General features: G+C 64.1%; 13 protein-coding genes. 6 read left to right on the plus strand and 7 right to left on the minus strand.

Features of this window, described 5'->3' with window-relative positions; all coding sequences use genetic code 11:
- Positions 1 to 145 precede the first annotated feature (145 nt).
- Positions 146 to 1357, plus strand: coding sequence for an efflux RND transporter periplasmic adaptor subunit (locus C1M53_RS07940; protein WP_129411749.1), 1212 nt, complete (start codon positions 146 to 148; stop codon positions 1355 to 1357).
- Positions 1354 to 4503, plus strand: a complete 3150-nt coding sequence (locus C1M53_RS07945) for an efflux RND transporter permease subunit (RefSeq protein WP_129411750.1) — start codon at positions 1354 to 1356, stop codon at positions 4501 to 4503. The genes C1M53_RS07940 and C1M53_RS07945 overlap by 4 nt, the downstream gene beginning before the upstream one ends.
- Before the next feature lie 67 nt (positions 4504 to 4570).
- On the opposite strand, the gene betI is transcribed toward C1M53_RS07945, so the two are convergent.
- Complete coding sequence (gene betI / locus C1M53_RS07950; protein WP_165358092.1) at positions 4571 to 5161, minus strand: transcriptional regulator BetI; 591 nt, start codon at positions 5159 to 5161, stop codon at positions 4571 to 4573.
- 103 nt (positions 5162 to 5264) lie between these two features.
- Here betI and choX point away from each other — a divergent pair, with 103 nt between their 5' ends.
- Both choX and C1M53_RS07960 read left to right on the plus strand, forming a co-directional pair.
- Positions 5265 to 6200 carry a choline ABC transporter substrate-binding protein gene (gene choX / locus C1M53_RS07955; protein ID WP_129411752.1) on the plus strand — a complete coding sequence of 312 codons (936 nt, stop codon included), beginning with the start codon at positions 5265 to 5267 and terminating at the stop codon, positions 6198 to 6200.
- Positions 6197 to 7015, plus strand: a complete 819-nt coding sequence (locus C1M53_RS07960; protein ID WP_245488480.1) for an alpha/beta hydrolase — start codon at positions 6197 to 6199, stop codon at positions 7013 to 7015. Before choX ends, C1M53_RS07960 begins: the two co-directional genes overlap by 4 nt.
- A 69-nt stretch (positions 7016 to 7084) precedes the next feature.
- On the opposite strand, the gene C1M53_RS07965 is transcribed toward C1M53_RS07960, so the two are convergent.
- Both C1M53_RS07965 and C1M53_RS07970 read right to left on the minus strand, forming a co-directional pair.
- Positions 7085 to 7576, minus strand: a complete 492-nt coding sequence (locus tag C1M53_RS07965; protein WP_129411754.1) for an SRPBCC family protein — start codon at positions 7574 to 7576, stop codon at positions 7085 to 7087.
- Positions 7573 to 7947, minus strand: coding sequence for a metalloregulator ArsR/SmtB family transcription factor (locus tag C1M53_RS07970; RefSeq protein ID WP_245488481.1), 375 nt, complete (start codon positions 7945 to 7947; stop codon positions 7573 to 7575). Before C1M53_RS07970 ends, C1M53_RS07965 begins: the two co-directional genes overlap by 4 nt.
- Before the next feature lie 225 nt (positions 7948 to 8172).
- Here C1M53_RS07970 and C1M53_RS07975 point away from each other — a divergent pair, with 225 nt between their 5' ends.
- Complete coding sequence (locus C1M53_RS07975; protein WP_129411755.1) at positions 8173 to 8970, plus strand: MBL fold metallo-hydrolase; 798 nt, start codon at positions 8173 to 8175, stop codon at positions 8968 to 8970.
- Positions 8971 to 9069: 99 nt separating this feature from the next.
- Here C1M53_RS07975 and C1M53_RS32335 read toward each other — a convergent pair whose 3' ends face one another.
- Positions 9070 to 9777, minus strand: coding sequence for a glyoxalase superfamily protein (locus C1M53_RS32335; RefSeq protein ID WP_129411756.1), 708 nt, complete (start codon positions 9775 to 9777; stop codon positions 9070 to 9072).
- A 327-nt stretch (positions 9778 to 10104) separates the two neighbouring features.
- Between C1M53_RS32335 and C1M53_RS07985 the strand changes: the two genes are divergently transcribed.
- On the plus strand, positions 10105 to 11574 hold the full coding sequence (locus C1M53_RS07985) for a nucleobase:cation symporter-2 family protein (RefSeq protein WP_129411757.1): 1470 nt from the start codon (positions 10105 to 10107) through the stop codon (positions 11572 to 11574).
- A gap of 73 nt (positions 11575 to 11647) precedes the next feature.
- On the opposite strand, the gene C1M53_RS07990 is transcribed toward C1M53_RS07985, so the two are convergent.
- From C1M53_RS07990 to fhuB, 3 genes are all read right to left on the minus strand, one after another.
- Positions 11648 to 12409, minus strand: coding sequence for an ATP-binding cassette domain-containing protein (locus tag C1M53_RS07990; protein ID WP_245488576.1), 762 nt, complete (start codon positions 12407 to 12409; stop codon positions 11648 to 11650).
- Positions 12410 to 12471: 62 nt separating this feature from the next.
- Positions 12472 to 13200: a siderophore-interacting protein gene (locus tag C1M53_RS07995; RefSeq protein WP_129411759.1), complete on the minus strand. Its 729-nt coding sequence runs from the start codon at positions 13198 to 13200 to the stop codon at positions 12472 to 12474.
- Positions 13200 to 15167, minus strand: coding sequence for a Fe(3+)-hydroxamate ABC transporter permease FhuB (gene fhuB / locus C1M53_RS08000; protein WP_129411760.1), 1968 nt, complete (start codon positions 15165 to 15167; stop codon positions 13200 to 13202). The genes C1M53_RS07995 and fhuB overlap by 1 nt, the downstream gene beginning before the upstream one ends.
- Between the last annotated feature and the right edge of the window lie 3 nt (positions 15168 to 15170).

A 15170-nucleotide genomic window follows, 5' to 3' on the forward strand; every position in this document is an offset into this window, starting at 1 on the left:
GCGCTTGCCACCCACCTGAAGCAGCGCCGGACACACATTGATGCATTTTCGGCAAACTGCTGGGACATGTCCGGGCTAGCTGAACCGTGAGTTGCAACGCATGGCGACGCGGTCCCGCGGGCCAAACCAATGAGGAAAACAGCGGATGGCCCCCTTGGACGAAGAGCGTCGGGATTTGCCAAACGGTCGCAGCAAAAGGCGCTGGCTCGCCATTCTGGCCACGGCCGTCGTCGTCACCTCGACCGCAGGAGCCGGCATCATGATCGTCAGCTCAAGACCATCGGCCGCGCCAGTTGCGGCGGCTACTGCACCGGTCCCGGTCCAGGTCTCGCTGGCGCGAACAGATGACGTCCGCCACGAGTTGCGCCTCGTTGGAACGGTGCTTCCCCTGAACGATGTCGTGATCCGTTCCCAGGTCGACGGGATATTGAGCGAGCTCCTGGTTCGGGAGGGAGACATCGTCCGCAAAGGGGATCTGATCGCCACCATCGACGATCGGCTCTTTCGATCGGCGCTTCAGGCCGCCCAGGGCCAGCTCGCACGCAACCAGGCCCTGCTGAGGGCAGCAGAACGCGAGCTGGAACGGTCGCAACGGCTGAAATCGATGAACGCCGTCGCAACCGCCATCGTCGATCAGAGACAATCGGACGTCGAGCAGCTGCGCGCGGCGATCGCGATCGACGAGGCAAATGTCGGAACCGCGCAGGTCAACCTGTCCTTTACCCGCATCTACGCACCCGCCGACGGCCGCGTCGGATTGCGCCAGCTCGACCCCGGCAACAACGTCCGTCAATCCGACACGGCGGGCATCATCTCGATCGTGCAGACCAATCCGATCTCGGTCGTCTTCAACGTCCCCCAGCAACAGCTATCCCAGCTCGAACGCTATACAGCCGGTCTCGATGCGGCATCCGTCGCGGTGCTGAATCGCGCCGCCGGCGCGGAGGTCGGCCGGGGACGGATCACGGCTTTCGACAACAGGATCGGCGGAACGAATGGTGCCGCGCGCGTGCGGGCACAGTTCGAGAATGAGGCAGGTATCCTGGCGCCGGGGGAATTCGTTTCGGTGAGCGTCGAAACAGGCCGGTCCAACCAAGCGGTGGTTGTTCCAAAATATGCCGTCCGCCTGTCGATGGATGGCAATTTCGTGTTCCGGGTCGCTGGCGAGACCGCCGAGCGCGTGCCGGTCGAGATCGGATACAGCAACGATGACATCGCGGTCGTCACCAAGGGCATCGCCGCCGGCGACCAGATCGTGACGGATGGTTTCTCACGGCTGCGGGAAAAAACGCCGGTCAGGGTGCTTGAACAAAAGCCGCGAACCGGCCCCGAGAGCGACATGGGGCTGTCGTCATGACGGACGCCACCGACAAGTCGATTTCAGCCTCGGAGCCGGGCAGTTTTTCAGCCTGGTTCATCCGCCGTCCCATCGCGACCGTCCTGACCGCCATAGCGATGACATTGCTCGGCATCGTCGCCATCCCGAACCTGCCGGTCGCGGCGCTGCCGGAAGTCGACTTCCCAACCCTTCAGGTCAACGCGACGCTGCCTGGCGCCAGCCCCGAGACAATGGCCTCGGCTGTCTCCACCGTGCTGGAAACAGCCCTGACCGGCGTTCCCGGCGTGACCGAGATGACGTCGACCAGTTCGCTCGGTCAGGCATCGATCACGCTTCAGTTCGGGCTCGAGCGCGACATCGACGTCGCTGCGCAGGAGGTCCAGGCCGCGATCAACTCCGTTGCCGGACGACTGCCCGACACGATGCCGACCCTGCCGACATGGCGGAAAGTGAACCCGACGGACGCGCCAGTCCTGGTCCTGGCCGTGACATCCAACACGTTGCCAACCACCGAACTGAGCGACCTGATCGACACGCGCCTCGCCCGTCGCCTCAGCCAGATCGACGGCATCGCGCAGGTTCGGGTGGGCGGTCTCCAGCGCCCGGCAATCCGCATCCAGGCGCAGCCGGAGCGGCTGGCAGCCTACGGACTGACGCTGGAAGACATCCGCACGGCAGTCACCGCAGCGAACGTCAACCAGCCAAAGGGTGCCATCTTTGGCGGCTCTTCGACCTCGACGCTGCAGACCAACGACCAACTCGTCACCGACGCCGAATATCGCGACGTGGTGGTTGCAACACGCGACGGCGCACCTGTCCGTGTCGGCGACGTCGCCCGCGTCCAGGTCGGGCCGGAAGACGCCTATGTCGGCGCATGGCCCAATGGCGAGCCGGGCCTGGGCGTCATCATAGAACGACAGCCCGGTGCGAACGTCATCGCCATCGTCGATGCGGTCCAGTCACAAATGCCCGCCCTGCTGGCCGATCTGCCAGCCGATGTAAACGTGACGGTCATGAACGATCGCACCCGCACAATCCGGGCATCCCTGCATGAGGTCGAGATCACGCTGGTGGTGACGCTCATCCTTGTCGTCGTGGTGATGGGGCTGTTTCTTCGGCAGGTGCCCGCGACATTGATCGTCGGCGTGGTGCTGGCAATATCGGTCATCGCCACCTTCGGTGCGATCTACCTGCTTGGCTTCAGTCTCAACAATCTAACCCTGGTCGCTCTCATCATCGCGATCGGTTTCGTCGTCGACGACGCAATCGTGGTGGTGGAGAACATTCACCGGCACATCGAGAACGGGGAGAGCAGCCTTGCTGCCGCCCTCAAGGGCTCAAGGGAAATCGGGTTCACGGTCATCTCGATCACCCTCTCGCTGATCGCAGCATTCATTCCCCTGCTCTTCATGGGCGGTATCGTCGGCAGGCTGTTCAGGGAATTCTCGCTGACGGTCACGGTGGCGCTGCTCATCTCGGTGGTGGTTGCGCTGACGCTGGCGCCGATGCTGTGTGCGAAATACATGAAATCGTCGGCACGGCATCCGGACACGCACGGACACGCCAATCCGGGCCGCCTCACATCCCTCTACGCCGTCGCGCTGCGCTGGACGCTGCGGAACAAGACGCTCACCATGCTCGTGTTCCTGGCGACGATCGCGGCAACCGTGGCCGCCTACGTCTACATTCCCAAGGGGTTCTTTCCCTCGCAGGATACCGCGTTCATAACCGGCCAGACGAGCGCGGCGGAAGACATCTCCTTCGAGGACATGCGGGAAAAACACCGCCAGATCGCCGAGGTCATCGGCGCCGACCCCGCCGTCCGCTCGTTCAACAGTGCCGTCGGCAGAACGGCCGGCATTACGTCGATCGGCAGCGGCCGCCTGTGGATCGCACTGGAAGATCGCAGCGATCGCGATGTCTCGGTGGAGCAGTTCATGGCCCGCATCCGCCCCAAGCTCGCCGCCATTCCAGGAATTACGGTTCAGCTCAGGGCAGCCCAGGACATCAATCTGGGCATCGGCGGCGCAGCCCAATACGCATATCTGCTGACCTCCGCGGACCAGTCGGAACTGGCGCTATGGGCCAACAGGCTGACCGAAGCGCTGAGCGACACGCCGGGCTTTGAAGACGTCAGGAACGATCTCCAGCTCGGCGCGAGAATGCAGTCGATCACCATCGACCGCCAGGCTGCCGCTCACTACGGCGTATCGGTCGAAGCGATCGACCAGACGCTCTATGATGCGTTCGGGCAGCGCCAGGTCGGCGAATATCAGACCCAGGTCAGCCAGTATCAGATCGTCCTGGAGGTCGACCCAAGCCAGTTCTCACGTGTCGACGCGATCAATTCGCTGTATCTGAGGTCCCAGACATCGGGCGACCTTGTCCCGCTGGCATCTGTGGTGAGGATCGAGCCGCAAAGTCCCGGCCCGACGGTGATCAACCGCACGGCCCTGTCTCCTTCGGTGACGATCTCCTTCAACCTGGCTGCCGGAACCCCGCTCGGCGACGCCATGACGGCCATCAACCGCCTGCAGGAAGAGATCGGAATGCCCGAGACGGTGACGGGACGCACGCAGGGTTCGGCCCAGGCATTCGAGGAGTCCCTGCGCACCCAGCCCTATCTGGTGCTGGCAGCGCTGATCTCGGTCTACATCATCCTGGGCATCCTCTACGAAAGCTACCTCACCCCGATCGTCATCCTTTCGACGCTGCCATCCGCCGGCCTCGGTGCGCTGCTGATGCTGTGGCTGTGGGGGCTGGATTTCTCGATCATGGCATTGATCGGGATCATCCTGCTGATCGGCATCGTCAAGAAGAACGGTATCCTGATGGTGGACTTCGCCATGGATGCCGAGCGCGAGCGGGGACTGGGGCCTGAAGCAGCGATCTACGAGGCGGCACTGGCACGTTTCCGCCCGATCATGATGACGACAATCGCTGCGCTGCTGGCAGCGATACCGCTCATGCTCGCTTTCGGCACAGGCGCCGAGCTTCGCGAGCCACTGGGTGTCGCCGTTGTCGGCGGGCTCATCGTCAGCCAGGCGCTGACCCTGTTCTCGACCCCGGTCGTCTACATCGCGGTCAAGTCGCTGGGCTCGATCCGGAAGCGGCGTACGCTGCCGCAAGCGGACCGGGAACAGCCGCAGGCGGTTGCACCCTGAGAACGACCAACCGATCGATCAATCGCGGCAACCGGTTTGCAATGCGGCCAACATCGCCCATCGGCCATCAGCGCAAAGCCTGGTGGCTGAGCCGCGCGGCAACGAAATCCCTGACCTGCGCAACGGCCTGCTCGCGAGAGATGCTGCCGGGCTGCAGCCCCAGTCGGAGCCAGAGGCCATCGATCAGGGCGGTGACGCCGAGGGCGACTTCTTCGGCCAAAACGGCGGGGGCAAGCTGCCGCAACGCCGACATCAGGTTCGAGCGCATGCGGGCGTGAAGCACGGTCTGGATGCGGGCCAGGTTTTCATCCCGCGGAACCTCGGCGCACAGTGAAAGCCAGGCGTGGCAGACGGATGGCTGGAAGAGGTGCGGCTCGAAATTGCCCTCTATCACCGCATCCAGCCTTTCGGCCGGCGTGCGTGCCCGCTGCAACCTGGCGATCACGGCGTCGCGCAACACGGCATTGGCTTCGCGCATCGCATGCTCGAACAATTCCTGCTTGCTGCGGAAATAGTGCAGCACGATGCCCTTGGATGCACCGGCCTGCGCTGCGACCTTCTCCAGGGTCGTCCCGGCGGCACCTTCTTTCTGCAGAACCGCAAAGGCCGCCTGCCGCAGTTCCCTGCGGCGGATGTCGCTGATGCGTGTGAGTTTCAAAATGCACTCCCGATTCCGCAGGCATATTGACAGCGTCGCCCCATCAGATCAAGAATTGACCCATGGGACAATAAATATACCGAATGGTCAAAGGGAGATTGCCATGCACGGATTCAGGAGTATCGTTTCGTTGTTTGCCCTGACGTTTTCAACGGGAATTGCCATCGCCGGCGACGCGGATTCCTGCCGCACGGTGCGCATGGCGGAGCCGGGGTGGAACGACCTGGCGTTCACAACCGGGGTGGCCAACGTGATCCTCGACGCACTCGGCTATACGCCGAAGAGCGACATACTGGGCATCAACGTCATCTACGAAGGCATGAAGAACAACGATGTCGATGTCTTCCTGGGCTACTGGAACCCGGCCATGGTCAGCTATTTCGACCCTTACAAGAAGGACGGTTCGATCGATACCGTGCGCGTCAACCTGACCGGCGCCAAATACACCTTTGCCGTGCCCAGCTATGTCTGGGAAGCCGGCGTCAAGGACTTCAAGGACCTGAGCAAGTTCGCCGACAGGTTCGAGCATCAGATGTACGGCATCGAGCCCGGATCCAACCAGCTCATGCTCGATGCGATCGCCGACCCGGCGCTCGACCTGAAGGACTGGAAGGTGGTGGAATCCAGCGAGGCCGGGATGCTGTCGGAGGTCGGCTACAAGATCAAGGAGAAGAAATTCATCGTCTTCCAGGGATGGGCACCGCACCCGATGAACACGATGTATGATTTCAGATACCTCACCGGCGGGGACAAATATTACGGCCCGGACTTCGGTGCAGCGACCGTGTCGACCCAGACCCGCAAGGGCTATGCCGGTGAATGCCCGAATGTCGGGCAATTCCTCAACAACCTCGCCTTCGACATCGATTTCGAGAATGCCGGCATGGGCTACCTGATCAACGACGGCATGCAGCCGCAGGACGCCGGCCTGAAAGCCATCAAGCAGAACCCCGAAAAACTGACGACATGGCTGGCGGGGGTCACCACATTCGATGGCAAGCCGGGACTGGAAGCGGTCAAGGCGAAGCTCGGCCTGTGAGCGGCCCTCTCGACCAGGACAGCTGGGTCGATCGCAAGCGCCAGCTTCTTTTGGAGAACGGCAGGCTGGCCTTCATGGAGCAGGCTGGCGCCGAGCCGGCTGTCGTCCTGGTGCATGGCTTCACCGACACCAGCCGCAGCTTCTCCCTGCTGATGCCGCACCTGGCCGGGCATCGGCTGGTGATCCCAGACCTGCGCAATCATGGCAGTTCGTTCGGCGCCGAGCCCGACGGACTGGGCTGCTTTGCGTCCGACCTGATCGCGCTGGCGAAGGCGAAAAACCTGCATCGTCCGGTTCTGGTCGGGCACTCGCTTGGTGCGATGGTCGCCATCGAGGCGTGCGCGGCCGCTCCCGGCCTGTTCGGAGCGCTCGTTCTCATCGGCTGCTCGTTGCGGCCCCGGATCGGAAACGAGCATCCGGTCACGACAGGCCTGCAGGCGCTGCGCGACCCGATCCACCCGGCGGATCCATTCTTCGACTACTGGCATCATTGCCGGGAGGATGTGCCCAGAGCTTTCCTGGAGAAGATCGCGCTGGAGGCATCCGGCATGCCCGCTGCACGCTGGCGCTCGGTGCTGGACCTGATCCGGCACGTCGACCTCACGACCAGGGTGCACGAGCGCGGCAGCATCGAAACCGTGCTCATCAACGGTGTCGAAGACATGCTCTTCGGCAGCGTCGACCGTGCCCTGCTGGTGTCGGCACTGCCGGACGCGACGGCCATCGACCTCCCGCGCACTGGGCACAACCCGCATTGGGAAGAACCCGCACTGGTCGCGGCGGTGATCCGAAACTGCGCAGCGGCCGCGCAGTAGAAGCAGCAATTCATCCGCAGTGAAAAGCGGGCGGCAGGACCACCCGCTTCCAAATCGATCGTACCGCCGTCAGGCTGCCACGCGGCCTGACTTGATGTATTCCACCATCTGCGACACCACCGTGCCCCAGCCATCGTGGAAGCCCATTTCCTCGTGCTTCTGGCGGCTGGCTTCCTCACCATGGATGGCGATGGCGCGATAGCGTGTGCCTTCCCCGTTCCTGGCGAAATCCAGCACGGCGGTGAAGAATGGATTGGACGAGGGCCGATACCCGCCAAGCAGCGTGTCTGTGGTGACCAGGCGCTCGAACGGCTTCACCTCGAGATAGCAGCCGCTGTTCGGGAACTCCTGCCCTTCGGGCGAACGAATGGTGAAGTTCATCGCGCCGCCAGGACGCACATCCAGATCGCAGGCCGTGATCGTCCAGGGCTTCGGAACGAACCAGTGGCGCAGGTGTTCCGCAGTCGTCCAGGCACGCCAGACGAGTTCCACCGGCACATCGAGCTCACGTTCCAACACGAGGTCGAGCTTTGGATCGACCGTGATCTTGGGCAATGTCATCTGGTACCTTCCTCCTTCAGTTTAAGCAGATAGCTGTCGAGCCGGTCGAGCCGCCGCTCCCACAGCTTGCGCTGGCGTCCGAGCCAGTCTTCGGCAAGCCTGAGCTGGTCGGCGGCCAGTTCGTAAGTTCGCACCCGGCCGGCCTTTCGGGAGCGCACCAATCCGCTGCCTTCCAGCACCTTCAGGTGCTCGACGAAAGATGGCAGCGCCATGCCGTAGGGAGCGGCCAGTTCGCTCACCGAAGCAGGCTGCGCCGAGAGCCGTTCCAGCACGCTGCGGCGCGTCGGATCGGACAGAGCGCGGAAGATGCGATCCACAACGGCAGGACTGGGCACCTGCGGCTGGGAGCCGCCAGGCATTTGCGGTGTCATGTTCTGTCTCCTCCAGCGTGCGGCGGGTTGCGACCGGACAGCGTCATAGCTCGACAAAATACTTAGGTCAAATCCTTAGTATATGACCTGGGAAAAGAAAGGAACGCCGCCGCCGATGCATCCTGGCGCAGGTCGGCGCCGTCCACCATTTGCAGGCTGCTGGCACACTGATATCGATGCAGGATGTTGTAGAAACCAGGACATCGAAACCGCGACAGGTGCTGCATGAAGGTCCTTTCCCACAGCGTTGACGTGCTGGCCGCGACATCCGGAGGATGGCGCATCTGGTCGCTCTCGGACGGTCATGTCGACATGGAAGCCAACCTGTTGCGGGATGCCGACGACAATCCCTTCCCGGCAACCGTGACGGCGGACGACAGGGTCCGCCTGTCCGTCAATTGTTTCCTCGTGACGAACCCTGACGGGCAGAGCACCCTCATCGACTGCGGCGCCGGCGGCAGCTGGGAGCCGACCATGGGCCGTCTCGAGAATGTGATGAAGCAAGCCGGGATCGATCCGGCTTCGATCACGACCATGGCGGCCACGCATGCCCATGAAGATCACGTCAGCGGGCTGCTGACGCCCTACGGCCGCCCGCTTTTGCCAAAACTTGAGGCGATCATGATCGGCGAAGACGCCGTCAAGGGCTTCTTCGGCAAGTCGCATCTTTCGGCATTCCGGCCGCTGCTGAAGCCTGTTCGCGACGGCGATCGGCTGGAAAACGGGCTGCAGGCGGTGGCGCTGCCAGGCCATGCCCCGGGCCATGTCGGCTATGCGCTCGGGACAGATGAAGACGATTTCCTGTTCTTCGGCGATGTCGTGCATGTTCCGGCGCTGCAGTTCGCCGACCCGACGGTGAGCTGGGGTTACGACGACCATCAGCCGACCGCGCGCGCGACGCGGTCGAATATCCTTGAGCAGGCCGCGCAGGCAGGAACATGGATCGCCGGCGCGCATCTCGGAAGGCCGGGGATTGGCCGGGTGACCGGCGACGCGTCCTATATCTACGAGCCGGCGAGCTGAGGAACGGTGTTCATCTTCCGCTGCCTACCCGGGAGTGATGACGCGACCCGCTGACACGGGCCGCGCTCCGAAGCCGGATCTGATCTGCGCAGCTGAGGCCTATGGAAGCCGTTTCGAAAAATCGAGATTGACCGGCCTCGATCTTTCCGGCCGCGATCCGACCGTCGGCGTCATCTCGATGCCAACCTCGGCCAGTTCGAAGTCGCGTGCCCACGCGCTTCCAGTGCTGCGCAGGTAGAAGCCAAAATTGATGGTCTCGGCGCCCGCTTCCACATCGAGCACGATGCGGCGCGTCGTCCAGCCGTTTGTTCCGCGCAGAACGCCGTCAGCCGCCCTCGCTTCCATGTTGTCGAAATTGAGCACCTTGCCCTGTGCGCCATCCACCCGTAACCACAGCGTCGCCGCGCCTTCGACGGCTGCCGTCTTGAGGCTTGCCGAAAGCATGATGCGCCTGCCGGCATAACCATCGGCCAGGAAGGCCTGCATCAGCGTGCCGAAGCCGTTCCATCTTTCGGCGTCGCCTTCCACGCCTGCCCGGCTGCGGATCAGCGCGGCTTCCTCAGCCTCGTCTACTCCCATCTCGTAGTCGCTGCTGCGGGAGCCACTCACGATCCAGCCTTCCGGCAGGCGCAGCACGCTCCCATCCGGTTGCGGTTCGATCTTCGCCGCCAGGGTGTTCCAGTCGGCAAGGCCGAACTGGCGGGCGACAAGTTCAAGGCAATCGCTGTGGGAGAGGTCAATCCTTCGTTCGCGTAAGCCCTGTCGCAGGGTCTTCGCCATAGCCTTCGCATCGCGGAATGTGCGCATGTCCAATCCTCTGTAGGGACGAACGTGTGGCCAGTGCTCGCATTGCTGACAGGTTCGTCCACAAAGGTCAGACGATCCATGGAAAGCGTGCATTCACCGAACCCGGAGGCGCGAGCGGCAGGCTGCACAAGCCTTGCCACAAGCTACCGCCGGGACGTTGATTCCGCAAGCGCGCCAGACAGTTGCGAACTGAAATGGCGGCATATCCACCGCGTCGATTACCGCTCTCAGCTTTAAAATGCTTCACCAAAAGCAGGTCTAATCTCTTGCACCCAAGTCATCGAAGATAAAGCTGCGTATTTCGTTCAAGCAGGGGAGGAGACCAGTTTGACCGCAACGTTATCGCAAGTGCAGGTGCAGGAGCGGCCCGAGGACGAACAGCTCGGCCTGTTCGCCAATCTCGCCTATGGCTTTCAACATGTGCTGACCATGTATGGCGGCATCGTCGCCGTGCCGCTGATCGTCGGCCAGGCGGCGGGTCTTTCACCCAGCGAGATCGGCCTGCTGATCACCGCTTCGCTGTTCGCCGGCGGGCTGGCGACGATCCTGCAGACGCTCGGCGTCCCCTTCTTCGGCTGCCAGCTGCCGCTGGTGCAGGGCGTGTCCTTCGCCGGTGTCGCCACCATGACGGCGATCGTGACCGGTGGCGGCGGCCTGCCCCAGGTGTTCGGGGCGGTGATGGTGGCCTCCTTCATCGGCCTGCTGATCACGCCGGTGTTTTCGCGCATCACCAAGTTCTTCCCGCCGCTGGTGACCGGCATCGTCATCACCACGATCGGGCTGACCCTCATGCCTGTCGCGGCGCGCTGGGCGATGGGTGGCAACAGCGCCTCGCCGGAATTCGGCAGCATGGCGAATATCGGGCTGGCCGCGCTAACGCTGCTGATCGTGCTTCTGCTCAGCAAGCTGGGCAGCGCCACGATCTCGCGGCTTTCGATCCTGCTGTCGATGGTCATCGGCACGGCAGCGGCGGTGGCGCTCGGCATGGCCGACTTCTCGAAGGTGATGGACGGGCCGTTCTTCGCACTGCCGACGATCTTCCATTTCGGCCTGCCGGTGTTCGGGGTCGCGGCGACGATCTCGATGCTGATCGTCATCATCGTAACGCTGGTGGAGACGTCGGCCGACGTGCTGGCGGTCGGCGAGATCATCGGCACCAAGGTCGATTCCCGCCGCCTCGGCGACGGCCTGCGCGCCGACATGCTGTCGAGCTCGCTGGCGCCGCTGTTCGGCTCCTTCACGCAAAGCGCCTTCGCCCAGAATGTCGGGCTCGTCGCCGTCACCGGCGTGAAGAGCCGCTATGTCGTGGCCAGCGCCGGCATGATCCTGATCACGCTCGGGCTGCTGCCGATCATGGGCCGGATCATCGCGGCAGTGCCGCCTTCGGTGCTCGGCGGCGCCGGCGTGGTGCTGTTCGGCACGGTGGCGGCGAGCGGCATCCGCACGCTGTCCAAGGTGGAATACACCAACAACATGAACCTGATCATCGTCGCCACCTCGCTCGGCTTCGGCATGATCCCGATCGCGGCACCGCAGTTCTACGAGCACTTCCCGGCCTGGTTCGCCACCATCTTCCATTCCGGCATCAGCTCGGCAGCGGTGATGGCGATTGCCATGAACCTGTTGTTCAACCATTTCCGGACCGGCAATTCCGACCAGCAATCGGTGTTCGTCGCGGGCATGGAACGCACGCTGCGCTACCAGGACATCGCCTGCCTGCATGAGGGCGACTATTTCCTCGACGGCAAGCTCTACGATTCCACCGGCAAGCCGGTTCCGATCAAACACGAGCATTGAAGCGCCCCTCGCATACGCGCCTCTGCAACCACTCGCGTCCCCGAAAAGTGTATTTCGCCTTCGGGGACGTATCCTAGTCAGCGATCGCCACCGGGTATCCACCGGAGGGATGCGGCATCACCTGCATCTCCACGCCATAGATCTCGCGAAGCCGGTGCGGGGTGACGATCTCCCGCGGCGTGCCGCGCGCGATCAGCTTGCCTGAACGCAACGCGACGATCTCGTCGCAGAAGCGCGCCGCCATGTTGACGTCGTGCAGCACCACGACGACGCCGCGCGAATGGCCGAGCGCACGAACCAGCGACAGCACCTCGATCTGGTGGGCGATGTCGAGCGCCGAGATCGGCTCGTCGAGCAGCAGGCATTCGGCATCCTGCGCCACCAGCATGGCGATCCACACACGCTGGCGCTCACCACCGGACAGCGTGTCGACCAGGCGGTCGCCGAAAGCAGCGATGCCGGTGCGCTCTATGGCCTCATCGACCTTGTCGCGATCGGTCTTGCCGAAGCGGCCAAGCGCGCCATGCCAGGGATAGCGGCCAAGAGCCACGAGTTCACGAACCTTTAGCCCGGAAGCCGGCGGCGTGTGCTGTGGCATGTAGGCAAGGCGGCGGGCGAAAGAGCGGTCACCCCATTGGCCGAGCGCCTTGCCCTCGAACATGACACTGCCTTTGCTCGGCGGCAACTGACGGGCGAGGATCTTCAGGAGCGTGGATTTGCCGGAGCCGTTATGGCCGATGAGGCCGACGACGCGCCGCGGCGAAAGCGTCAGCGACACCGCGTCGAGAAGCGTCCGGCCGGCAAGCTGGCACGACACGTCGTCGAGCACGAACATGGGCGCGACGTGTTCAGTTTCCGCTACCGTATCGTCGGACGACCCCGCCGATCGGGCCGCGCTCATCGCACCGCCTCCGTGGCGCGCCAGTAGGCGACATTGATGTAGCGCCGCTTCTGGGTGACCTTCAAAGCGGGACGCAGCGCCTCGCAGTCGGAGAACTCCCCGGCGATCCAGATGAAATGGTCTTCGGCCTCGCCCGCCAATGTCGAGATCGCTTTCTCGGCGGCCGCGATGAAATCATCGTGCCCGCGCTGATGCCGGCAGAACCAGCAAAGATCGATGCCGTCGGGTCTGGCAAGATCGCAGACGCCATCGGCATCGAGCGTCTCGATCAGGACGGTGCCCCGCGCCTCCCGCGGCAAGGTTTCGAGAATGCGGGCAATGGCCGGAAGCGCGGTTTCATCGCCGGCCAGCAGATAGTCGCGCGCCGGCTTCACGCCGAGACCGCAAGGTCCGGAGATGCCGCAGACATCACCGACCCTGGCCCGCCGCGCGAAATCGCAGGCCGGCCCGGCAGCTTCGTGCAGGACGAAATCGACATCGATCCAGCCGCGTTCGGCATCGATGCGCCGGATGGTGTAGTAGCGCGTGATATCCTCTCTACCGCCAACCCGTGCCGCCGTCTTTTGTGCCGCATCGGGAATATGCAGCCGCAGATGCAGGTTGGCCGGGGTGTCGAAACGGAGAAGGTTTTCGCCGGCAAGCCGAAGCCGATGCATGCGTGCCGAGATGCGCTGCGTTGCCACGACGGTGACGAGCCGGAATCCGGCCTCCCTTGCGGTGTTCATCAGCGCCTCGCGATCAGAAGGAGGAGGAAAGGGCCGCCGACGATGGTTGCAAGCAGGCCGGCGGGGATCTGGAACGGAAAGATGACGGTGCGGCCGATCCAGTCGGCGACCAGCAGCACCAGCCCGCCGATCAGGGCGGAGGCAGTCAGCTGCAGGCCGGCCCGCTGGAAACCGGACAGCCGTGCCAGATGCGGCCCCATCAGACCGGCAAAGCTCAGCGGCCCGACGAGGATGGTAGCACCGGCGGTCAGCAGCGCGCACAGCGAAAACAGCAGATTGCGGCTGAGGTTTTCCGGCACACCGTTGGCGATAGCCACGCTTTGCCCGAGCGGCAGAAGTTCGAGCCAGCGCCGGATGAAAGGGACGCAGCACAGGGCGGCAGCCAGCATCACCGTTGCGACCAGCGCCTCGCCCGGACGCACGGCATAGGTGGAGCCCGACAGCCAGGCCAGCACCTGGTCGAGGCGCGGATCCTGCGCGGCCATCAGCACGGCCATGACGAAACCGGAGACGGAGCTGAGCGCAATGCCGATCAGCAACAGGCGGTCGCCGTTGAAACCCGGCCTGCGCGACAGCGCCAGCATCAGCACCAGCACGGCGAATGCGCCCACCGAGCCGGCGACGATCTGGTCGGCGCGTGTCGAAGCGGTCGCGGTCAAGAGCAGGACGATCACCGCCAGCATCGCGCCGGACGAAACACCGAGCACTTCCGGCGAAGCCATCGCATTGCCGGTGACGCGCTGCAGGATGGCACCGGCCAGTGCCAGCATGGCGCCCCCGCTGAAGGCGGCAAGCGCGCGCGGCCAGCGCCAATCGATGGCGGTGTCGGCGAAATTCGATACGAAGGTCCAGCCGTCGACATTGCTGCCGAGCGAAACGGCAAAATAGAACAACACAGCAAGCAGCACGGCCAGCCCGAAGAGCGCCGCCACGGGATGCTCGAGACGGCGCGTGGCCGGCTCGCTAGCCGGCGTCGGCGGCGCCAGCATCCTGAGACGCCGGATCAGCATGAACAGCAGCGGCGCGCCGAGCAGCGCGGTGACCGCCCCGGTCGGAAACAGCCGGTAGGTGACGGGAAGCGAAAGCACGACCTGGTCGGTGGCGGTCAGCAGAACCGCCCCGACCGCCGCGGCCCACAGCATCTCGGCCCCGGTTCCTCTCGCCCCCGATGCACGCGCAAGCGCAGGTGCCGCAAGGCCGACAAAGCTGATGACGCCGACAGCCACCGTCGTCACCGCCGTCAGCCCGGCCGCGACGACAAGTGCCGCCAGGCGATAGGTGTTGAGCGGCAGGCCGAGGCTTCGCGCACTGGCGTCGTCGAGGGCAAGCACCGTCAGCGGGCGCAGTAGCAGGCCGGCCAGCACCGACAGCGCCAGCAGGCGCGGCGCGAGATAGGCCGCACCGCTCCAGTCCTGCTGGTCGAGATAGCCGGCACCCCAGATGAAGATGCCGACGAGGAAATCATGGTTGAACAGCGACAGCACGGCGCTCGCCGCGCCGCAATATAGGCTGACGATCATGCCGGCGAGAGTGACCGTGACCGGCGACAGCCCCTTGCGCCAGGACAGTGCGAGCACGGCGAAAAGCGCCAGCAGCGCGCCGGCAAAGCCAAGCCATTCCCGCTGTGCCTCGACCCATTGCGGCAACCACAGCGTTGCGGCAGCAAGCAGCAGATAGGCGCCGGCGGAGACGCCCAGGGTCGCAGGCTCGGCCAGCGGATTGCGCAGGATGCGCTGCAGGACCGCGCCGGCAAGTCCGAGCCCGGCACCGGCCATCAGACTGACGGCGATGCGTGGCAGTACCGTGTAGTGCAGCAGCATCTCGCCGGTCACGTCCGGGTCGGGAAACAGCATCGTGCCGATGCCGGCGCCTTCGGGCAGCAGCGCGCCGACATTGCGCATGATGAGCACCAGCGACAGCATTGCAAGGAGTGCGGTCGGAACAACAGGATTGACGAGCCTGTTCATCCC

It is taken from the genome of Mesorhizobium sp. Pch-S, assembly GCF_004136315.1.
Taxonomy (GTDB): Bacteria; Pseudomonadota; Alphaproteobacteria; order Rhizobiales; family Rhizobiaceae; genus Mesorhizobium.